The organism is Hanstruepera sp. CR43, from assembly GCF_055227665.1.
In genome coordinates, this window is sequence record NZ_CP200078.1 from 1,150,109 (window position 1) to 1,172,009 (window position 21,901).

Annotated in this window: 17 protein-coding genes and 1 pseudogene; 4 read left to right on the forward strand and 14 right to left on the reverse strand. The window is 37.0% G+C overall.

Annotated elements, in window-relative coordinates; genetic code table 11:
- Positions 1 to 213 precede the first annotated feature (213 nt).
- The 4 genes from ACKXGU_RS05200 to ACKXGU_RS05215 all read left to right on the forward strand — a co-directional run bounded on the left by ACKXGU_RS05200 (position 214) and on the right by ACKXGU_RS05215 (position 7,865).
- Positions 214 to 4,635 carry an Ig-like domain-containing protein gene (locus ACKXGU_RS05200; RefSeq protein ID WP_463466997.1) on the forward strand — a complete coding sequence of 1,474 codons (4,422 nt, stop codon included), beginning with the start codon at positions 214 to 216 and terminating at the stop codon, positions 4,633 to 4,635.
- Positions 4,636 to 5,009: 374 nt separating this feature from the next.
- The gene (locus tag ACKXGU_RS05205) at positions 5,010 to 5,168 is read left to right on the forward strand and encodes a DUF5522 domain-containing protein (protein ID WP_165780073.1); all 159 of its coding nucleotides are present in this window, start codon (positions 5,010 to 5,012) and stop codon (positions 5,166 to 5,168) included.
- Positions 5,169 to 5,307: 139 nt separating this feature from the next.
- A complete protein-coding gene (locus tag ACKXGU_RS05210; RefSeq protein ID WP_463466998.1) occupies positions 5,308 to 7,302 on the forward strand; it encodes a urocanate hydratase in 1,995 nt (664 codons plus the stop codon).
- Between the two features lie 20 nt (positions 7,303 to 7,322).
- Positions 7,323 to 7,865: a DUF4136 domain-containing protein gene (locus ACKXGU_RS05215; RefSeq protein WP_463466999.1), complete on the forward strand. Its 543-nt coding sequence runs from the start codon at positions 7,323 to 7,325 to the stop codon at positions 7,863 to 7,865.
- A 52-nt stretch (positions 7,866 to 7,917) separates the two neighbouring features.
- Here the strand turns inward: ACKXGU_RS05215 and ACKXGU_RS05220 are convergent, their stop codons facing one another.
- The 14 genes and pseudogenes from ACKXGU_RS05220 to paaD form a co-directional block, all read right to left on the reverse strand.
- The gene (locus tag ACKXGU_RS05220) at positions 7,918 to 8,277 is read right to left on the reverse strand and encodes a hypothetical protein (protein ID WP_463467000.1); all 360 of its coding nucleotides are present in this window, start codon (positions 8,275 to 8,277) and stop codon (positions 7,918 to 7,920) included.
- A gap of 155 nt (positions 8,278 to 8,432) precedes the next feature.
- The gene (locus tag ACKXGU_RS05225) at positions 8,433 to 9,494 is read right to left on the reverse strand and encodes a bestrophin family protein (RefSeq protein ID WP_463467001.1); all 1,062 of its coding nucleotides are present in this window, start codon (positions 9,492 to 9,494) and stop codon (positions 8,433 to 8,435) included.
- A gap of 43 nt (positions 9,495 to 9,537) precedes the next feature.
- The gene (locus ACKXGU_RS05230) at positions 9,538 to 11,607 is read right to left on the reverse strand and encodes an alpha-ketoacid dehydrogenase subunit alpha/beta (protein ID WP_463467002.1); all 2,070 of its coding nucleotides are present in this window, start codon (positions 11,605 to 11,607) and stop codon (positions 9,538 to 9,540) included.
- Positions 11,604 to 12,914, reverse strand: coding sequence for a dihydrolipoamide acetyltransferase family protein (locus tag ACKXGU_RS05235; protein WP_463467003.1), 1,311 nt, complete (start codon positions 12,912 to 12,914; stop codon positions 11,604 to 11,606). Before ACKXGU_RS05235 ends, ACKXGU_RS05230 begins: the two co-directional genes overlap by 4 nt.
- 1 nt (position 12,915) lies before the next feature.
- Positions 12,916 to 13,512 carry an acyltransferase gene (locus ACKXGU_RS05240; RefSeq protein ID WP_463467004.1) on the reverse strand — a complete coding sequence of 199 codons (597 nt, stop codon included), beginning with the start codon at positions 13,510 to 13,512 and terminating at the stop codon, positions 12,916 to 12,918.
- Positions 13,512 to 14,264 carry an enoyl-CoA hydratase/isomerase family protein gene (locus tag ACKXGU_RS05245; protein WP_463467005.1) on the reverse strand — a complete coding sequence of 251 codons (753 nt, stop codon included), beginning with the start codon at positions 14,262 to 14,264 and terminating at the stop codon, positions 13,512 to 13,514. The genes ACKXGU_RS05240 and ACKXGU_RS05245 overlap by 1 nt, the downstream gene beginning before the upstream one ends.
- A gap of 87 nt (positions 14,265 to 14,351) precedes the next feature.
- Positions 14,352 to 16,889 carry a phenylacetic acid degradation bifunctional protein PaaZ gene (gene paaZ, locus ACKXGU_RS05250; RefSeq protein ID WP_463467006.1) on the reverse strand — a complete coding sequence of 846 codons (2,538 nt, stop codon included), beginning with the start codon at positions 16,887 to 16,889 and terminating at the stop codon, positions 14,352 to 14,354.
- Positions 16,890 to 16,935: 46 nt separating this feature from the next.
- The gene (gene pcaF / locus ACKXGU_RS05255) at positions 16,936 to 18,153 is read right to left on the reverse strand and encodes a 3-oxoadipyl-CoA thiolase (RefSeq protein WP_463467007.1); all 1,218 of its coding nucleotides are present in this window, start codon (positions 18,151 to 18,153) and stop codon (positions 16,936 to 16,938) included.
- Positions 18,154 to 18,171: 18 nt separating this feature from the next.
- Positions 18,172 to 18,576, reverse strand: coding sequence for a PaaI family thioesterase (locus ACKXGU_RS05260; protein WP_463467008.1), 405 nt, complete (start codon positions 18,574 to 18,576; stop codon positions 18,172 to 18,174).
- Between the two features lie 6 nt (positions 18,577 to 18,582).
- On the reverse strand, positions 18,583 to 18,993 hold the full coding sequence (locus ACKXGU_RS05265) for a hypothetical protein (protein WP_463467009.1): 411 nt from the start codon (positions 18,991 to 18,993) through the stop codon (positions 18,583 to 18,585).
- A 17-nt stretch (positions 18,994 to 19,010) separates the two neighbouring features.
- Positions 19,011 to 20,166, reverse strand: a pseudogene (locus ACKXGU_RS05270) (3-hydroxyacyl-CoA dehydrogenase NAD-binding domain-containing protein).
- Positions 20,166 to 20,951 (reverse strand): enoyl-CoA hydratase-related protein, encoded by a 786-nt coding sequence (locus ACKXGU_RS05275; protein WP_463467010.1) that lies wholly within the window; start codon positions 20,949 to 20,951, stop codon positions 20,166 to 20,168. Before ACKXGU_RS05275 ends, ACKXGU_RS05270 begins: the two are co-directional and overlap by 1 nt.
- A gap of 37 nt (positions 20,952 to 20,988) precedes the next feature.
- The gene (locus tag ACKXGU_RS05280; RefSeq protein ID WP_463467011.1) at positions 20,989 to 21,363 is read right to left on the reverse strand and encodes a VOC family protein; all 375 of its coding nucleotides are present in this window, start codon (positions 21,361 to 21,363) and stop codon (positions 20,989 to 20,991) included.
- Position 21,364: 1 nt separating this feature from the next.
- A complete protein-coding gene (paaD, locus tag ACKXGU_RS05285) occupies positions 21,365 to 21,865 on the reverse strand; it encodes a 1,2-phenylacetyl-CoA epoxidase subunit PaaD (protein WP_463467012.1) in 501 nt (166 codons plus the stop codon).
- Between the last annotated feature and the right edge of the window lie 36 nt (positions 21,866 to 21,901).

Genomic DNA, 21,901 nt, shown 5'->3' on the forward strand with positions numbered 1-21,901 from the left:
ATCCATAATTCCCTCAAAAGGACCTTGAAAATTTCAAGGTCCTTTTTTTATTGTACTGATTTTCAATAATAAATGATTTTCAAATAAAATATTCGTCGTTCACCGAAATTGATTTTCTATTGAGAATAAATTGCATAAAATTGTTAACAAAATTAGCTTAAACACTTAATTTTTAGTAATTTAAATGAAGCTTTTAATTTAATGGGGTAGATTATGAAGAAAAATACATTTTTGTACATTTTTATTTTGGCTTTATTCATCCAAGTTAATGGATATAGTCAAATATTTACAGAAGACTTTGAAGCCGCTTCGTCAACTGCACCTGTTCAAGCAGAACATGAATTGAGTGTTGCCGCCTATTTAAATTGGGAAAGTGCTCAATTTACTGCTCAAACCAATGATAATTATTGGTGGATTTTTGATAATTCACGTTGTAATGTTATAAGCGGCAATTACTCAATGGCTGTCAGCCAAAATAACACTGCTACTTCAGGTACTCTACCGCAATATGCAACTAATAGAAGAGCTTTTACACTGGGCTATCACACTGTCGCTATAGATGCGACTAACTATATTAATGTGACTTTAGATTTTAATTGGATTGCAGGTGGTGAAACTGGTTCAGATTATGGAAATGTTGTCTATTCAACTGACGGTGGTAATAATTGGTTTACTATTCCTGGTGATTATTTAAACCAGAATACCGTTCAATCGGTAACAAATCTGGACTTATCTATATTGGACGGTCAAGTTTTTCATTTAGGTTTTAGCTGGATTACTGATAACAATGGTGGGGATAATCTTGGTTTTGTAGTTGATGATATTGTTGTTAATGGTACCCTTTTGACACCTTGTACAACTCCGGATCAACCAACAAATTTATCGCTTACTTCTACTGGCGACACTATTAACGGGTCTTTTAATGTTCCTGGTGCCAACCAACCCGATAATTATTTGGTGGTTATTAGTACATCAGCAACACCTCCAAGTCCGGTTAATGGAACAACTTATAATATAGGGGATACAATTGGAGCAGGATATACGGTAGTGGATAATGACAGCAATACAACATTCACGGCAGCGGGATTAAACCCATCAACAACCTACTACATTTATGTCTTTTCCTTCAATACTGGTTGCTTAGGTGGTCCTTTTTATAACAACACGACCCCATTATCTGGGAGCACGACCACAACAAGTTCTGTTTATTGTACGCCATCAAATGAATTGGTTTCTTATGGTGCTACGGTCAAATATATTGATGATGTTGAATTTATAGGGACGCTTAATGATGTGTCTAATTTAAATTCTGGCAATTCTGTTTCGGGATATACAGATTGGACAGGTTTAACAAACAGCATTCAGGCACAAGGAGAAGGCGTTAATATTTATGTAGGAGCAGAAAATGGTAGAGGCAGATGGAAGGCCTGGGTAGATTGGAACAAAGATGATGCTTTTGATTTTACCACTGAAGAGGTATATGATAGTGGTGGCATTGGAACTACTACCACAACATTTGGTTTTATTATTCCAGCAAATCAACCAATTGGTGATTACAGAATTAGAATCAGATTTTACAATTCAGCAACCGATAATTGGAATTATGACTTTAATGCTTGCGAGTTTTTCGATTTTTGGAATGATGCTACTGGAAATCCAAATGATGGAGATTATCGCTTGGGAGAAGCCGAAGATTACCTATTCACTGTAGTACAAAGTTGTCCAGCTAAAATTACTAGTTTAACTGAAGGCGCAACTTGTGGTCCTGGTTCAGTTACCTTGTCGGTAACAGGATCTGCAGGAGTCAATGGTTATAATTGGTATGATTCTGAAACCGGAGGTAATTTAATAACGACTACTGCTTCTGGCACTTTTACGCCAGTTGTTTCCCAAACGACAACTTACTGGGTTACGGCAACTAATGGCAGTTGTGAATCTTTAGTTAGAACCGAAATTATAGCAACTGTTAACCCTGTCTCTGAATTAACAATTAATTCAGATAATAATATATGTGGAGAAAATAATATTATTGAAATTTCAGCAACCGGTGATACAGAACTTGCCTTTTTAATAGATGAGGATTTTGAAAGTGGTAATTTAGGAGTTTTCACCAGCGTCAACTATGATGCCAATGGAGTTGCTATTGATAATTTATCCGAATGGCAATATCAAGCTAGCACCTATGTACCAGCAAATTACGTTTGGTTTCCTGCAATTTCATCGGGTTTTGGCACTAATGGCTTTGCTATGTCTACTTCCGATGTCAATCCTACTTATTATATTGAAAATTCACTCGAATCACCTTCCGTTGATACTTCTAATTTCAATGATTTGACTCTAGATTTTGATATGTATTTTTCAAGATATGTCTATGATAACACAAATCCTGGCTTATATGAATTTGTATATATTGACGTTTCAATTGATGGGGGCACTAATTGGACTAATATTCAAGTGTATGATAATGATATTGGTTATGGAACAAATTTTGAAAATAGGTCATTAGATTTATCTGCTTATGTTAATGAACCAAATTTTCAAGTAAGAGTCTATTATTACGCAGCCTGGTGTGATGGCGTGGCTATTGATAACATTAGACTATATGGCACTAGAGATTTAATACCATCATTCACATGGACAAGTGCCACAACAATTGATGCCTTTACGGATCCAGCAGCAACAATACCTTATGTTACAGGAACTGCAACTCTTGGAACGATTTACATTAAACCATCAATAACTCAATTAGAAGATCCAAATTTTACCTTTACGGCCAATGCCACGTTAACCAATGGCTGTGTTATTAATAAAGATGTTACCGTACAAAATAAAACTAAAGTATGGCAAGGACTATCTTCTAATTGGAATGATGCCAACAATTGGAAACCTAATGGTGTTCCTGATAATACGAATTGTGTCATTATTCCTGATAAACCTATCGATCCAATAATAACAAGTGGTATAGATGGTGATGCATTTAGTCTATCTGTAAAAGATGATGCTCTTTTAACAATAAATGCTGGTGCAACCCTGACAGTCGTTGATTTGGTTAACATAGATGCTTTAGGAGAAATTGTTTTAGAGGGTATTAATGGAGCCGTTGACGGCAGTAGTTCCAGTGTAAGTGGTAGTCTAATTCAGGTAGATGATAGTGCAGTCAATACTGGAACCGGAAATTTAACTTTAAATAGAAACACTTTTGTACGAAGTCGCGATTATGTTTATTGGTCTTCTCCAGTTGCAAATTTTGCTGTGACCAGTATATTAAATACTCCCAATATTTTTGAGTGGATTCCAACAATATTCGTAGATAGTGCCACACAATACGGCAATTGGTCCGCAACTACCGAAAACATGGTTGCCGGAAAGGGCTATATTGTAAGAGGTGGTCCGGAAGGTAATGGAACAAATGATACTGCCGCATGGAACACAGCAACATTTCAGGGTACACCTCACAATGGTATTATTACAATACCTTTATTAAGAGGTGATTGTATTGGCAACGGCTGTAGTGGTGCAGGTAATGGTGGCACTAATGGAACTGATTATACAGAGGATGATGATAATTGGAATTTAGTAGGAAATCCTTACCCATCGGCATTAAGTGCTGAATTGTTTTTAGAAGAAAATTCTGATTTAAATTCTAGAATTGAAGGAACTGTTTATTTATGGACACATGGGACTAAAATAAGACGAGGTAATAGTCCATTCTTTGGAGAATTTGTATTTAATTATGATATAGAAGACTACACAGAATATAACTATACGGGGTCTACTGGGGGCTTTAATGGATACATAGGTTCCGGACAGGGATTTTTTGTGCTTATGGATGATGCCAGCACTTCTGGAACTAATTTAGTGTTTAATAATAGTATGCGAGATCGGAGTTTTGAATCAGGTGTTCAATTCTTTAGAGTTTCTAATCAATATATGGGAGATCATGATAGGGAACGCCACAGAATCTGGTTAGATTTAATACCTCCATCCAGAAATGTTAGTACGACATTAGTTGGTTATGTATATGGAGCCAGTAACAGTAAAGACAAACTTTTTGATGCTAAATTCATGAATGGAAGTAATAAAAAAATATATTCCATAATAGAGAATAGTGACAAAAGATTCAGCATTCAAGGCAGATCAGTCCCTTTTGATGAAAATGATATAATTCCATTGGGAATAATTCTGGATGAAGAAGGCGAATATGCCATAAACATTCAAGAAATTGATGGGCTATTTGAAACTGAAAATCAAAATATCTATTTAGAAGATCTCGAACTAAACATTGTTCATGAATTGAGTGATACTCCATATTTCTTTATAGCTAATCAACTAGGGGAATTTACAAACCGATTCCGAATCAGATTTACCAGCAATCCCCTTTCAACTACCGATTTTATTAATGATTCTGAAATTAGTATTTCCACACCTAATAACAACTATATTAAAGTTGTCTCCAACACAAGTACTATTGACAAAGTAACTGTTTATGACCTTTTAGGTAGAACTTTGATTGACAAAAAACAACTAAACCTAAATGAATTAAAAATAAACCATATCGGGCAAGGTAATGTATTACTGGTTAAAGTTACTTTGATGGACGGCAGTCAAAAAATTCAAAAAGTTGTATTAAAATAAAAATCACAAATATTTTATAAATGCCCAAAAGAACCTTGACTTTAGATAGTCAAGGTCTTTTTCATGTTGATATGCTTCTCTTTCAAATGACAAATTTTGATACGTCATTTGCCAGTTTTTGTACATCATGAACTTGACCAAAAACTCCAAGATATACCAAATATAAAATATTACAATCAGACACTCCAATTGTTGACGCAAATGAATCCGTTCATGGTTAATCAATATCCTATCCTGCTTATTTGTGCGATATTTTAAGATGATAAATGGAAATATTGAAATTCCAATATAGCCTCCAGGTATCAAATATTTTGAAATCAAAATCATATTTTACAACAATCAAAAATCAATCCAAATTACATTATCTTTGTGGTATGAAAAAAATAATACCTATTGAAGAAGGTGATTTTTACTGGACACCTGAAGGGTATCGTTGTTTCACCGAACAATACCATTTAAAACGCGGGTATTGTTGCGAAAGTGGTTGTAGACATTGTCCGTATGGCTACAACAAAAAAACAAATTCACAATAAAGGATTTGGACATTCTTTTAATGACATACCGTATTAAAGTTGCCAACACCCACCATCGTGTTGATATCCGCTATCCATAGTTTCTATCTAAATTCAGACTTATAATTTAGATGATATTATTGATTAAAACATAAATTAAATGACATTTCAAGAACATATACTACAGGGTATTCCTGATATTTTACCCAATATAGAACCATTTGATGCAACCATCAACCATGCACCAAAACGAAAGGATATCCTTTCTGATGAAGAGAAAAAATTAGCGTTACAAAATGCCTTACGCTATTTTGAATCGAAACACCATGCTACATTACTTCCCGAATTTAAAAAAGAACTCGAAACATTTGGCCGTATTTACATGTATCGTTTTCGTCCAGATTACAAAATGTATGCTAGGCCTATAAAGGAATATCCCGCAAAAAGCAAACAAGCTGCAGCAATAATGCTCATGATTCAAAATAACTTGGATTATGCTGTAGCCCAACACCCTCATGAATTGATTACCTATGGTGGTAATGGTGCGGTTTTCTCCAATTGGGCGCAATATTTGTTAACGATGCAATATTTGGCAACCATGACCGATGAGCAAACGTTAGTGATGTATTCTGGTCATCCAATGGGATTATTTCCATCTCATAAAGACGCACCTCGAGTAGTCGTTACTAATGGGATGATGATTCCCAATTACTCCAAACCTGATGACTGGGAAAAATTCAATGCCCTTGGGGTTACTCAATATGGGCAAATGACCGCGGGTAGCTATATGTATATTGGACCTCAAGGAATTGTTCACGGGACCACCATAACCGTCTTAAATGGCTTTAGAAAAATAAACAAATCACCCAAAGGAAACATATTTGTTACCTCTGGTTTGGGAGGTATGTCTGGTGCACAACCCAAAGCAGGTAATATTGCAGGTTGCATCACAATCTGTGCCGAGGTGAATCCTAAAATCACTCAAATACGTTTAGATCAAGGGTGGATAGATGAAAAAATAACTGATTTGAATCAGTTGGTTGAACGTGTGAATTTAGCTCAAAGAAACCAAGAAACGGTTTCGATAGCCTATTTAGGCAATGTCGTTGAAGTTTGGGAAAAATTTAATGAAGCTAATATCCATATTGATTTAGGAAGTGATCAAACTTCCTTACATAACCCTTGGGCTGGTGGTTACTATCCAGTGGGTTTGTCATTTGAAGAATCCAATGATTTGATGGCTAACAATCCGGAACTTTTTAAAACCAAAGTTCAAGAAAGTCTTCGTCGTCATGCGGCAGCTATCAATAAACATACAGAAAAGGGCACCTATTTCTTTGATTATGGAAACGCCTTTTTATTGGAAGCCTCCCGAGCCGGAGCAGATGTAATGTCCAATAATCCAACGATTGGGCGTGAATTTAAATACCCAAGTTATGTTCAAGACATCATGGGACCCATGTGTTTTGATTATGGTTTTGGTCCTTTTCGTTGGGTATGTGCTTCTGGTAAATCAGAAGATTTAGCTAAAACAGATGCCATTGCTTGCGAAGTTTTAGAGGACATTATGAAGCATTCTCCAAAAGAAATTCAACAGCAAATGGCCGATAACATCCAATGGATCAAAGGCGCACAAGAAAATAAATTGGTTGTAGGCTCACAAGCACGCATCTTGTATGCTGATGCTGAAGGGCGTATGAAAATAGCTAAAGCCTTCAATGACGCTATAGCAAAAGGTGAAATTGGTTATGTCGTGTTAGGCCGAGATCATCACGATGTATCTGGAACCGATTCTCCATACCGAGAAACCAGTAATATTTATGATGGCTCGCGTTTTACAGCCGATATGGCCATTCATAATGTGATTGGTGATAGTTTTAGAGGTGCTACCTGGGTGAGTATTCACAATGGTGGTGGCGTAGGCTGGGGAGAAGTTATGAATGGTGGATTCGGCATGGTTCTTGATGGTAGTAATGATGCGGAAAGACGCTTAAAATCGATGTTGTTCTGGGATGTTAATAATGGTATATCGCGTAGAAGTTGGGCAAAAAACGAAGGTGCTATTTTCGCTATAAAACGTGCTATGGATGGCAATCCAGATTTAAAAGTTACGTTACCAAATTTTGTAGACAAGGATTTACTAAACTCGTTATAATCTAATTTAAAACAAACGCTATGAAAAATAAATTTTATAACCTGACCATTTTGGTTGTCTTGACCCTTTTTATAACTTCATGTAGTTCTGTTAGGGTTGTTGCAGATTACGACAAACAAGTGAATTTTGACAATTTTCAAACATTTGCTTTTTATAAAACCGGGATTGATAAAGCTGAAATAAGTGATTTGGACAAAAGACGCATTTTAAAAGCCATTGAATCCGAATTATTGGCAAAAGGATTTACGAAATCTGAAAATCCTGATTTACTGGTTAGTATTATTGCCTCATCACGAGAAAAAATTGATGTTTACAACAACTTCTATGGCCCTGGTTGGGGTTGGGGTTGGAATCCTTATTTTTACGGTAATTACAATACTGTTTCTACTTCAACAGAAGGGGTTTTATACATTGATTTGATTGATGCCAATAAAAAAGAGTTGGTTTGGCAAGGACAAGGTGTTGGTTATTTGAGTGTATCTAATAATATTGATAAAAAAGAAGCTCGAATTAAAGAATTCGTAAAACAAATTTTAGAAAAATACCCACCTCAAAAACAATAAATAAAAAAAGCGGCTTTCATTAAGCCGCTTTTTTTTAATAGTTAACTCAAACTTATTTTTTAACCTTTTCTTTTTCTTTCTCAAGCGATTTTAAATAAATAGCATATTGCTCAGCATTTAAAATAGCCTTGATTCTGGTATTTGTATTTTCAAGAACAGCAGATTTTGTCTTTTGAGATGTCTGTATATTTTGACCTTGAGAATTAATAGCAGACATATTGCTTTCAGCATCAACAAAAACCTTAAAAATCTCACCTTGTTGCTCACCAGTTAAATCAACTAATTGATGAAGCTCATAAGTTTTTAGTTTAGCAATTTCTTCTGGTCTCTGTTTTTTCTCTTGCGCTACTGAATTTTGCATTCCCACAAAAAACAAAGCAATAACACCAAATAATGTAATGTATTTCTTCATGATAACTTTAAGTTTTATTGATTTTAAGAGGTTGAATATACAAAATATATCAATATTTTATTTAGAACATATTTAATATTCCTCATACTACCAAAATATCGGTTAAATAACATTATGATACAGAGAAAATTGTCAGGAAACCCTTAAGCTACAGCTCACATCTGTACATTATGCTCTTCTGGAAATTGTTTGGGAATAGAATCAGGATCTTCATCTAACATCTGCCGTAAATCAATTTCTATGCCTCTGGCTATTGTCGAAATTGGTACATCATTTGAAGTCCCTTCAAAAGGATTCTCTCCTGCCCTAGCCATTCGCTCCATGATATGGAAAGCCCAAGAAACCGCTGCACAAAATGGGATACCTAGCCAAATAAAATTTTGTCCAATATGCCAAAAATCATCCACCATAGTTTCACCTATTTCAGCAAATTCAGGAATGATACCAAAAGGTAACAGCAGAGCAAATAATCTAGTTAAATATAATGCCAAACTTGCATATTGTCGAGGGTAAGGAAAATTCTTGATACGTTCGGTTTTACCTTGATGGGTAAATAACTCTTCCAATACATTTTCTAATTCCAGAAATGAAAACCCCCAAATAAGTCCTTTTTCCTTTAATTCCCTTAAATGTTTTGATTGTAAAAACAATATGGCTGTTTGCTTATTAGATTTACTTAAAACATAAGCTTCTTCCTCTGGAGATAAATACAACAATAAATTATCTTCTAAATTTGAGATTTCCTCAGGAATATGAATCATTTTTGACCATTCCTGATTGGTTTTGGCCTTATGTTGTGTCTCCCATGATTTTTTTTCTCTCATGGCATAACGTAAAGCCGTCAACCAAGCTATATGTCTATAAACCAATGTTTTTTTATGATTTGCTAATTCAACTTCAGAAATTGGTTGACTGGTGTAGGTATTTGATACCATATCCTGAACTTTCATGGCCCATGTTCTGGAGCTGTTGACTATAGCGCCCCAAATTTTTCTGGCTTCCCATATACGTCCATAAGCCGAATTATTTTGAAAACCCACCATAAATGCTACAGCCGTACCAATGAGTGCGATGGGAGTCCATGGCATATTTAAAAAAGTAAAACCAAAAACCTTGTAAAGAACAGTTATAATACCTGCGTAGCCAAAATAGATAAGTGTTTCCCATCTTGACCACATAACGATATCTCGGACAGAATAACGTTTTTTAGTTAACATTGAAGATTATTTTGCCCTCCAAGTTAAGTATTAAAAAGAAAATTTAATAACTCAATAAGAATTGTATTTTCTTTTTCACTTTTTCAGTAGACGGAATCATAGTTTGTTCCAATGTAGAATTTAACGGAATTGCCGGCATATTCTCACTTCCCATGGTCATTACAGGAGCATCTAAATACTGAAAACATGCTTCTTGTATTTTTCCTGATAAGGCTCTAGCAAAACTATTGTTACTAGGCTCTTCTGTTACGACTAAACATTTCCCTGTTTTCTTTACAGACTTCATGACAGTATCCTCGTCCAATGGATACAATGTTCTCAAATCAATAATCTCGATTTGATCCCGCATATTTAATTCTCCTGAAGCATTGTAAGCCCAGTGTACACCCATGCCGTATGTAACAATGGTACAGGTTTCTACATCTTCTTGTTTCCAGATTTCTTGTAATAGCCAAGCTTTTCCAAAAGGTAACACATAATCTTCTGCTGGTTCCACAGATGTGGCCCCTTGCGTTCCTGGAACTTTAGACCAATACAAACCTTTATGCTCAAATATGACCACTGGATTAGGATCATGATAGGCAGCCTTCATCAAACCTTTCAAATCAGCTCCATTACTTGGATAGGCTATTTTTACACCTCTAATATTTGTCACAACACTTTCAACTGAAGATGAGTGATAAGGTCCGCCACTACCATACGCACCAATAGGTACACGCAAAATCATGCTTACTGGCCATTTACCATTGCTTAAATAACAACTACGACTTACTTCCGTAAATAACTGGTTTAATCCTGGCCAAATATAATCAGCAAACTGAACCTCAACAATGGGTTTTAATCCAACAGCACTCATCCCAACTGTAGAGCCCACAATAAACGCTTCTTGAATGGGGGTATTAAACACACGATCGTCACCAAACTTTTGAGCCAATGTTGCGGCTTCCCTAAAGACTCCTCCAAGTCTTCCTCCTACATCTTGACCATAGAGTAAACATTCAGGATACTTTTTCATCAGTTCTTCAACAGCAAACAAGGCACAGTCAACCATAACAACCTTATCAGCTCCTTTTGGTGAACGCTCACCTGTTTCCTCTAAAATAGGTGTTGGAGCAAAATCATGTGTAAATAAATCTTCTGGCTTTGGATCTTCTGCTTTTAATGCTTTTTTAAAATCACTTTCAACTAACGCTTTTACATCAGCTTCAATCTTATCTATATCTTTCTGTGTGATACCATTATCCAATAATTGCTGTTTTAAAACCGGGTATGGATCACGTGATTTAGCCTCTTCTAAATCATCACGATACCACTCCATACGCACACCAGACGTATGGTGATTTAACAATGGAACTTTAGCATGTACCAAAAATGGTCGTCGCTCTTGTCGAATTGTTTTAATAACTTTTTCTAATGCTTCATAACTCTCCATAAAATTAGCGCCATCTATAGAGATAGCTTCTAATCCATGAAAGCCTTGGGCATACTCCGCTGCATTTTGCGCTCTGGTTTCAGCTTCATTTGCCGAAATATCCCAACCATTGTCTTGTACTAAATAGAGAATAGGCATTTGCTTTAATGCGGCCATTTGAAAAGCCTCCGCAATTTCCCCTTCCGTAACAGAAGCATCTCCCAAACTACATACCGTAATTGGTAAATCCGAAGATAAATCAGCATCACCCAAATTTGGGTTTCTTAAATTCTTCTTTTCTAAATATTGCATACCCATGGCAACACCAGTTGCTGGAATGGCTTGCATTCCTGTAGCCGAAGATTGATGAGGGATTTTTGGTTTATCAGTATCTTTTAAACTGGGGTGAGAATAGTAAGTTCGGCCACCAGAAAACGGATCGTCTTTCTTGGCTAACACTTGAAGCATTAAATCATACGGACGCATACCAAAAGCCAGAAGCATGGCATCATCTCGATAATAAGGAAAGGCATAATCTTGTGGCAGTAATTGCATGCCTAATGCTGTTTGAATAGCCTCGTGTCCACGAGACGTGGCATGCACATATTTAGACACCACTTTAAAATTAGCTTCATATAATTCTGCCATAGTTTTGGCAGTAACCAAATTTGTAAATGCCTTTTTTAATATTGATTTGTTCATATCTTTCTATCTACATCAAATTGTTCAAAATAATCGGCTACCCGTCGTACAAAACTACCTCCAAGAAATCCATCAACCACACGATGATCAAAAGACAAGGATAGATACATCATACTACGAATAGCAATTTCATCGCCTTTTTTAGTTTCAATTACTTCAGGACGCTTTTTTATAATTCCTAATGCTAAAATCGCTACTTCAGGTTGGTTAATGATAGGTGTACCCATAACACTTCCAAATGTCCCCACGTTGGAAATTGTAAATGTGCTACCCTGAATATCATCTGCTTTCAGTTTATTGTCACGCGCTTTTTCAGCTAGATCATTGACGTTAGCGGCTAATTCCTTGAGATTCTTGGAATTCGCATTCCTAACCACAGGTACAATAAGGTTTCCACTTGGCAAAGCGGTCGCCATGCCAATATTGATATCATCTTTAACAATGATATTTTTTCCATCTACAGAAGCATTGATATTTGGGAAATCTTTTATGGCTTTGGCAACAGCCTCAACAAATAACGGTGTGAAGGTTAAACGTTCGCCATATTTTTCATGAAAGGCCTGTTTATGTTTGTTTCGCCAGTTAACCATATTAGTCAAATCGGCTTCAACATAGGCCGTTACATGTGGTGATGTATGTTTGGAATACACCATATGATCGGCAATCATTTGACGCATTCTGTCCATTTCCACAATTTTACCTTTGCCTTTATCAAAATTTAACAGTGGAATACGATATGCCGTAGGGTCTTGAAGCATTGGTTGGGCAAATTGATACGGACGACCTTCTTCTATATAATTGAATACATCACTTTTTCGTAAACGTCCTTCCTTTCCTGTTGCTGGAATTCGAGCTAATTCTTCAAAACTAATATGGTGTTGTTTGGCAATTGAAATGACCAATGGTGAAAAGAATCGATCTTCGTTAGAAATTGTAAATGACGTGCCACTCGAAGGCATGACTATAGACGCCTTTGATACTGTTCTTTTCTTATTTTCCTTTTGTTTTACTTGAGGCTTTTCTTCAACCTTCAAAGGTGTTTCTTTCTTTTTAGATGCAGAAACTTTACCATCTGTTTTGATTATAGCAATAGTCTCTCCTATTTTAATAACTTCATTTGCCTTATACCGAATTTCCTCAACAACGCCTGTAACGGTTGACGGTACTTCTGAATCTACTTTATCTGTGGCGACTTCCAAAAGCATTTCATCTTGTTCAATGGTATCACCAACATTCTTAAACCATGTTATAATGGCTGCTTCGGTTATACTTTCACCCAATTTGGGCATTTTAAATTCAAACTTCATATTATTTACTCATAAAATCACGAAGTGTTTGATAAACATCTTCTTGCATCCTTCTCTCTTTAGGAACTTCTCGTAATGGTTCTACCTCCCTTAATGTGTCATGACACTCTTTTGGTAGTTGCTGATACAACCGTGTGCCTTTGGTTTTCCAAGCAATCATATCATCACTAACTTCCTTAACAACTTTAGCTGGATTTCCTACTACTAAACTTCTTGGGGGTATTTTGGTTTCAGCCTTTACAAATGCCATAGCTCCCACAATACTTTCGTCACCTATTTTGGCATCGTCCATGATAACCGCATTCATACCGATTAAGCAATTACTTCCCAAATTTGCACCATGAATAATAGCTCCATGACCTACATGAGCACTTTCTTTTAAGGTGATTGATTTTCCCGGAAACATATGAACAGTGCAATTTTCTTGAACATTCACGCCGTCTTCCAAAATAATCTGTCCCCAATCACCACGAATGGCCGCTCCTGGTCCTATATAACAGTTTTTACCAATAATCACATTCCCAGTAACCGCTGCTAGTGGATGCACAAAACTGCTTTCGTGAACAACGGGTATGTAACCTTGAAATTCGTAAATCACTACTTAAATCGTTTTAAGGTCTCTTTTGTAAATTCACTTAACACCAAACGACCACTTATGGCAGCACGTTCAGCTAATAAGTTATCCCAATCTTCAGTGCCTTTCCAAAAAATGGCTTTCATCTCTTGCATAGCTTCAGGATTGTAAGTACATAAATGTTCTGCAGTAGTCTTGACAGCTTCGTCCAATGCTTCGGTACTTTCAAATACTTGCGTAAACAAACCTTTTTCTTTTGCCCATTCGGTTGGATAAAACGTATTCGCATCAATGGCTATTTGAGACATGGCACTTAATCCCATTTTACGTTCAATAGCAGGCCCAACTACAAAAGGTCCTATACCAATATTCAATTCGCTTAATTTAATAGCTGCAAACTTGGTTGCCATGCAATAATCTGTAGCGGCTGCCAATCCTACTCCACCTCCAACTGTTTTGCCTTGAATACGTCCAATAATAAACTTCGGACATTTTCGCATGGCGTTAATCACATTAGCAAAACCAGAAAAAAACACTTTGCCCGTGGCATCATCATTAATATTAATTAATTCTTTAAAACTGGCGCCTGCACAAAATGTTCGGTCTCCGCCACTTTTTAATACGATGACTTTTATAGCATCATTTGTTCCTGCATCGGTTATAGTTTGGGCTAATTCTGCCAAAACATCACCTGGCAAGGAATTATGTGCAGGATGAAAAAATTCTATATAGCCTACTTGGTTTTCTATTTCTAACTTTACGTATGGGTCACTCATATTTTTATGTTTTTGTCATTGCGAGGAACAAAGTGACGTGGCAATCTTTTATAAGATTCTTCCCTTCGCTCTGAATGACACTTCAATTTATATTAATTCAAATTGTTCAAAATGGTGATTCAAGTGCTTACGCTCCAATAAATACCATTCATATCGGTTCATGTTGCCAAACACCGCATTTTTCAATACAGCCTCTGGGTTTTCTTTAAAAAACTCCAAATAGGCTTCCCGAGATTCGATTAGTTTGGATTTGGCGGCTTCCAAACTATCATATTTGGTTTCTTTTATCTTTGATTTTTCGGCTAATGGAAAATCATATTGACGCGGCATTTTATCATAATTGTATAAAGTCGCATGCACTTTTTCCATTATCTTTTCTGGTGTTGCTATATCAAAATCTTGAATGTCACCTGATGCAATTCTATAGGTATATTCTAAATGTTCGACCATTTGTTGTGGCGTCATGGTTCCCCATAGCGGTTTAGAATCTTCTGTTAATTTGTTTAGGCATTCATGGATTTTATCATTAGTCATTTCAACAAAAGTCTGTTGCTTTTTCTCGACCATGGTTAATATTGTAGCTACTGCTACCAATGGACTATCCTTATCGGTCTTCTGACTTGCTGGTCTATTTTCAAAATTTGCATCGAATACCTCAACATGCCACTTGACAATACCGCTTGGATGTTCTTTACCATTAACATCTCTATCAACTTTTTCTTTACAAGTCAATCGCACATAAATGGTATCGTTGTGATATAAGGGTCTTAAAAATCGGATGGAATCCAAACCATAATTTGCTGCTACAGGACCCTTGTTTGGATATACAAATAAACCAGCTGCAGCCGAAATAATGAAATAACCGTGAGCCGTACGTTTTTCAAAAATACTACCATCCAGTGATGTAATATCCGTATGCGCATAAAAATGATCCCAAGTTAAATTGGCAAAATTTTGAATGTCGGAATCTGTTAGTGTACGCTTATGCGTTTTTAAAGACATTCCTGGTTGGATATCCTCCCAATGGTATTTAAACAGATGATCCTCTGCGTCTTTATACTTGGCATTTTGCTGATAAATACCGGTAATTTCGGTAATAGTTGAAGGCGTACCTTGAATAGCTGTACGTTGTAAATAGTGTTTTATACCTCGCAAACCACCCATTTCTTCACCACCACCTGCACGTCCAGGACCACCATGAACCAAATAAGGTAGTGGTGAGCCATGTCCTGTACTCTCTCTTGCCATTTCGCGATTAATGACTAAAATACGGCCGTGATGACTCGCTGCATTTACAACATATTCTGATGCTATTTTATCATCAAAAGTTGCGATTGATGACACTAAAGATCCTTTACCCATTTGCGCCAACTGAACAGCCTCATCCAGAGTTTTGTAAGGCATAATGGTACTTACTGGACCAAAAGCTTCTCTTTCATGAACCGCGTGACTTTTAAAGGGCTCATTTGTTCTAAATAATACTGGGCTTATGAAAGCACCTTTATTGGCATCAGCACCAATGGTCTCCAATTTATCTAAATTGCCATATACTATTTCGGCTTCTTTGGCGATATCTGAAATAGAATTTCTAACGGCTTCAACTTGTTGTTTACTAACCAAGGACCCCATGCGAACCTCTTTTAATCGCGGGTCACCAATAGTTACTTTATCCAATTCTTTCCCTAGAGCAATCTGAACATCTTCAACCAAATTTTCAGGTACAATAATGCGTCGAATAGCAGTACATTTTTGACCAGCTTTAACAGTCATTTCTTTTCTTACTTCTTTTATGAATAAATCGAATTCTGGTGTACCTGGAACTGCATCTTCACCTAAAACAGCAGCATTCAAGGAATCGGCTTCCATTGTGAATGGCACGGATTCCTGAATTAATCTTGGATGCGCTTTTAATAATCTTCCTGTGGAAGCAGATCCAGTAAAAGTCACAACATCTTGAGATTCAACCGTATCTAAGATCGATGTCACAGTACCATTAATAATTTGTAAAGCGCCTTCTGGTAAGATACCCGAATTAATAATTTCTCTTGCAACAGCTTCTGCCAAATATGATGATGAGGGTGCTGGTAAAACAACTGCTGGCACCCCAGCCATCCAGTTAACCGCACACTTTTCTAGCATGCCCCAAACAGGGAAGTTAAATGCATTGATATGTACAGCAACCCCTTTCTTAGGGACCATGATGTGATGCGCCATAAATCGTCCACCACGTGATAAATCAATAGGATCACCTTCAACATGATAGGGTTGATTAGGAAATAATTTTCTTAAAGATGCATTGGCGAACAAATTACCGAATCCACCTTCAATATCTATCCAACTATCTACTTTTGTCGCACCTGTTCGATAACTTAATTCGTAAAAAGCCTCCTTTCGTTTGGTTAAATATAACGCGAGACTCTTAAGCATGTTTCCTCGCTCCTGAAAGGTCATCTTACGAAGTACCTCTCCTCCTTTTGTTCGGCCATAATTCAGAACCTCTGGAATATCCAATCCTTCTACTGCCCAGTTAGTAAAATGTTCACCCGTTATGGCATCATAAATAGGCATGCCTTCTTCTTTGCCTTCAGTCCATTGTCCTTGGACATAATGTTTTATTTTGTTCATACTTGAAACTTTATAGTAGACTCCACATCAAACGCGGAATGACAAATCATTTAATATTTACATTTTCAATAATTGCGGCATAACCTTGCCCAACACCCACACACATCGTGACCAAGCCATAACGTTTATTTTGCTCTTGTAATTCTAATGCAGCCGAATAAGCAATCCTAGTTCCTGTGACACCCAATGGATGACCAATAGCAATGGATCCTCCATTTGGATTTAATCTAGGATCATCATCGGCTAATCCCCAAGCTCTGGTGCATGCCAAAGCTTGAGCTGCAAAAGCTTCGTTAAGCTCAATGATATCTATATCTTCTATGGTAAGACCTGCTTTAGCCAATGCTTTATTTGAAGCTTCAACTGGACCAATACCCATAATTCTGGGTTCTACGCCAACCACAGCTGAACTAACGATTCTTGCCAATGGTTTTAAATTATATTTTTTGACCGCTTCGTCTGATGCAATAATGGTAGCTGCAGCACCATCATTCAATCCAGATGAATTTCCAGCAGTCACACTTCCGCCTTCGCTTTTAAAAGCAGGGCGTAACTTTGCTAATATCTCTTTTGTGGTTGTTGGTTTGACAAATTCATCTTTTGAAAACACGATGGGGTCTTTTTTACGCTGCGGAATGGCCACTGGAACAATTTCCTTTGCTAAACGTCCATTTTCCTGCGCTTTGGTTGCTTTCATTTGACTCCAATATGCAAATGCGTCCTGATCCTCACGTGAAATATTATGAATTTCCACCAAGTTTTCCGCCGTATTTCCCATGCCATCTGTCCCATACATTTTTTCCATCATCGGATTTATAAAACGCCAGCCGAAACTACTGTCATACATTTTGGCATCTGTACCAAAGGCACTTGATGGTTTGGCAATGACATATGGACCTCTGGTCATATTTTCCACACCTCCGGAAATAAAAAGATCGCCATCTCCGGCTTTAATAGCTCTATTAGCATGAATAATGGCTGATAAACCTGAACTGCACAAGCGATTAACAGTTTCACCAGGAACGGTATATGGTAATCCTGCTAACAGGGAGCACATGCGTGCCACGTTACGGTTATCCTCGCCTGCTTGATTGGCACAGCCTAAAATAACATCGTCGTAAGCCTCTTTTGGGATGTTAGGATTGCGCTTTACAATTTCTTTAATGACCAATGCTCCTAAATCATCTGTACGGACGACTGATAAGGTCCCTTTGTAATTTCCTATTGGTGTTCTAACACCATCTATTATATATGCTTCTTTCATTCTAATGATTCTAATTTCTTATTCCCAATCCTTTTGAGTGCGATAAACCACTCCTTTAAACAGGGCTACCAATTCATCATCGCGTTTGACTTCTATGATATTAAATCCTAATTTAGTATTCACCTTATCAATGACTGATTCGGCAACCAAATAATCACCTTCTTCCAATGCTTCAATATGATTAATACTAGTTTCGATGGATACCGCAAACTTCCCGTGTGTATTGGCTGCAAATCCAAAAGCGGTGTCAGCTAATGCATAACTAATGCCACCATGAGCTTTGCCCATACTATTTAACATATCACTTCTAACAGTCATTGCAACTCGGCAACGACCAATTTCACATTCCAATATTTCTATACCCAACCATGTACTGAATGGATCCAGACTCAACATTTTATGTGGTATGAGTTCGCCCTTCAAAATTTATTATTTTTTAATAGCTAATTTGTGACCCAACCAAGCCATTGGAATGTAGGCTACAGCTAAATCTAAAACAATAAACCATGTTGGTGACGGTATCATATATGCTGCTGAAATGCCTCCCAATAAGAATATCACACCCACTATCATTGCTTTCATAAATTCATTGGTGGTTGCAATTTTAGTCGCAACTAAAGCACCTACCAATGTTCCAATAGCATGCGCTAGAAATGGCATAATGTAGTGTTTGGCTTCCAACAAATCTGCTGCTGCCTTGATTCCTTCTGCGGTAGTCAAATCGGCTCCTTCTGGTGGAGGAATGATGGAGCCACTAATGGTAATGATACCCATGTTAACCAATCCGCCAATTATAATACCTGAAATAACAGCCAAAATGTTTTTTAATGTTGTGTTCATAATTCTGTTTTTGATGGTTAGTAAAATTTTGAATTATTTCGTTTCATTTTACGCAATAATGGACTACAACGATAGCGGTCTTCGTGATACTCGTTATACAACTCATCTAGTTTTTCAACACACCAATCAATACCTTTTTCATCAGCCCATGCTAATAAGCCTTTTGGGTAATTAACCCCTTTTGTCATGGCATTATCAATATCTTCAGCAGAAGCAATATTCAAAAACAAGGCATCTGCCGCCTCATTGATTAGCATCACTAACACACGGTCAAAAATTGATTGTGATAATTCCTTATCTTGTTTTGGTTCAGATTTCATCGCAGCTTCTGAATAGTCATAATAGCCTTTTCCAGATTTTTCGTCCTAAATAACCTGCTTCTGCAAATCGTTTTTGGGTAAAACTTGGTTTATACCTTGGGTCGAAATAGAACGCCGTAAACACGGTTTCTGTTACCGTATAATTAACATCGTTCCCTATGAAATCCATTAGTTCAAATGGTCCCATTCTAAAACCACCAAGTGTTTTTAAACTATGGTCTATCGTCGCAAAATCAGCTATACCTTCTTCATAAATACGAAGGGATTCACCATAAAATGGCCTTGCCACACGATTAACAATAAACCCAGGAGTATCTTTAGCTACAGCCACAGTTTTCCCCCAACTTTTTATGGTTTCAACAGATTTATCTAAAACCGTCTTTGAAGTTTGAACAGCAGGAATAACCTCAACCAACTTCATTAATGGTGCTGGATTAAAAAAGTGAATTCCAATACACCTATCTGGTTTTTTTAGTGATGCAGCTATGGATGCGATTGATAAACTCGACGTATTTGACGCGATAATACAATCATCTGACAAATAGTTTTCTAATTCAAAAAAAACTTTCTTTTTAATATCTAGGTTTTCGATAATTGCTTCAATGGTCAAGTTGGAATCTCCTAAATCCTTTAAGCTATCCACATAGGTAATATTCCCTTGTATTCTTGATTTTTCATCCGAATCGATACGTCCCTTCTCCACTAATCGACTCAATATTTTTTCTAAACTATCTTTGGCTTTATCTAAAGCCGCTTGGTTGGTATCGTATAATTTGACCTGGCAACCTGCAGTGGCAGCCACTTGAGCAATGCCACTTCCCATAGTTCCAGAACCGATGATTCCTACGTTCATTATTTTCCTTTAAAAGTTGGTTTGCGTTTTTCAACAAATGCCGAAACACCTTCTGTATAATCGTCTGTTTGAGCAGCTTCGATTTGTAATTTTGATTCCAATGCCAATTGTTGCTCCAAATTATTTGTCAACGATTGGTTGAAAGCTTCCTTAATTTTCCCTAATGCCAATGTTGGCATATTGGCCATTTTAAGTGCTAACTTGTTCACTTCCTCTTGAAAACTATCAGATGGAATGACTTTATAAATCATTCCCATTTTTTCAGCTTCTTCTGCCGAAACCTTATCTCCTAACATAGCTAATGCTGATGCTTTTTGAAGCCCAATTAAACGCGGCAAGAAAAATGTACCCGCACTATCAGGTATCAGTCCAATAAGACTAAAGGCTTGAATAAAACTGACATTTTCATGTGCCACAACAACATCACAAGCTAGGGCAATATTTGCTCCAGCTCCAGCGGCCACACCATTTATGGCGCCAATTATTGGTTTTTTTATATTCCTTATTCTTGTGATTATAGGGTTGTAATGCTCCTCCAATATCTTTTTAAAACCAGGATTCAATTCTGGCGTTGTGACTTCTTTAAGATCCTGCCCAGCACAAAAGGCTTTTCCATTACCAGTTAAAACGATGGCCCGAACCTCTTGATTGGTTTCGCAATCATCCAAAATAGTCTGTAAACGTAATGCCATTTCCCGATTAAAGCTGTTGAATACTTCAGGTCGGTTTAGTGCGATGTACGCAATATTGTTTTCAATTTTTAATGCAATTGAATTGCTGCTCATACCTTTTTTACTAATTAAGCCTTCCCGAGGGAATGCATTATAATTTAAAATGGGGATTATAAATAATCCCTATAATATTCTTCCAAGGGTCATAGACCGAAGCCAAAGTAATATCGCCTCCCACATTATTTGGTGGTTCATGTGTTGTAGCTCCTGCTTCAAGCAATCTATTATAAACCTCGCTTATATTATCAACGCCCCAATAGGTCAATACGGTTCCGTTGTCTGTTCCAGTAACCCGTTCTTTTGGATGCAATCCCAATTCATAACCACCAATATTAAAGCCTACATAATAGACTGTATCATAGTAAGGTTTTGATTCAAATACCTTGGCATACCAAGCTTTTGCTTTATCCAAATCATCAACCATGTATACGATCGTTCGGAGTCCTAATAGAGGTGATTTTTCCATGTTACTTTAAACATTTAAAATAATCAAATGGTTCCTGGCAATCTTCACATTGAAATTGTGCTTTACATGCTGTTGAACCAAACTGACTAATCATTTTCGTATTTCTACTACCGCATTGCGGACATTTAACTAATTTTTTACCATGAAGCAAAACTGATTTATCAGCTTCCGCATCCAATGGTGCCGCTATGCCATATTTTTCCAATGCTTCTCTTCCTTTTGGGGTAATCCAATCGGTTGTCCAGGCAGGATGTAAAATCAATTCAACTTCAGCTTTATAACCAGCTTGAGACATGGCGCTTTTTATATCATCACCAATGACATCCATAGCTGGGCAACCACTGTAGGTTGGCGTGATTTCAATTTTCACTAGGTTATTTTCAATAACAGCTGAACGTACAACGCCCATATCCATAATGGAAAGCACAGGAATTTCAGGGTCTGACACTTGTTCCAAAATTGGAATTAAGGTTTCGTCTATATGTTGTTCTTGTGTTACCATTTTGAGACCTCTCGACTAGGCTCGAGGTGACATTTT

Bases quoted from the DNA above. Each gene is read 5' to 3' on its own strand.
- ACKXGU_RS05200 (WP_463466997.1), top strand. From the start codon at position 214: ATGAAGAAAAATACATTTTTGTACATTTTTATTTTGGCTTTATTCATC.
- ACKXGU_RS05205 (WP_165780073.1), top strand. From the start codon at position 5,010: ATGAAAAAAATAATACCTATTGAAGAAGGTGATTTTTACTGGACACCT.
- ACKXGU_RS05210 (WP_463466998.1), top strand. From the start codon at position 5,308: ATGACATTTCAAGAACATATACTACAGGGTATTCCTGATATTTTACCC.
- ACKXGU_RS05215 (WP_463466999.1), top strand. From the start codon at position 7,323: ATGAAAAATAAATTTTATAACCTGACCATTTTGGTTGTCTTGACCCTT.
- ACKXGU_RS05220 (WP_463467000.1), bottom strand. From the start codon at position 8,277: ATGAAGAAATACATTACATTATTTGGTGTTATTGCTTTGTTTTTTGTG.
- ACKXGU_RS05225 (WP_463467001.1), bottom strand. From the start codon at position 9,494: ATGTTAACTAAAAAACGTTATTCTGTCCGAGATATCGTTATGTGGTCA.
- ACKXGU_RS05230 (WP_463467002.1), bottom strand. From the start codon at position 11,607: ATGAACAAATCAATATTAAAAAAGGCATTTACAAATTTGGTTACTGCC.
- ACKXGU_RS05235 (WP_463467003.1), bottom strand. From the start codon at position 12,914: ATGAAGTTTGAATTTAAAATGCCCAAATTGGGTGAAAGTATAACCGAA.
- ACKXGU_RS05245 (WP_463467005.1), bottom strand. From the start codon at position 14,264: ATGAGTGACCCATACGTAAAGTTAGAAATAGAAAACCAAGTAGGCTAT.
- paaZ (WP_463467006.1), bottom strand. From the start codon at position 16,889: ATGAACAAAATAAAACATTATGTCCAAGGACAATGGACTGAAGGCAAA.
- pcaF (WP_463467007.1), bottom strand. From the start codon at position 18,153: ATGAAAGAAGCATATATAATAGATGGTGTTAGAACACCAATAGGAAAT.
- ACKXGU_RS05265 (WP_463467009.1), bottom strand. From the start codon at position 18,993: ATGAACACAACATTAAAAAACATTTTGGCTGTTATTTCAGGTATTATA.
- ACKXGU_RS05275 (WP_463467010.1), bottom strand. From the start codon at position 20,951: ATGAGCAGCAATTCAATTGCATTAAAAATTGAAAACAATATTGCGTAC.
- ACKXGU_RS05280 (WP_463467011.1), bottom strand. From the start codon at position 21,363: ATGGAAAAATCACCTCTATTAGGACTCCGAACGATCGTATACATGGTT.
- paaD (WP_463467012.1), bottom strand. From the start codon at position 21,865: ATGGTAACACAAGAACAACATATAGACGAAACCTTAATTCCAATTTTG.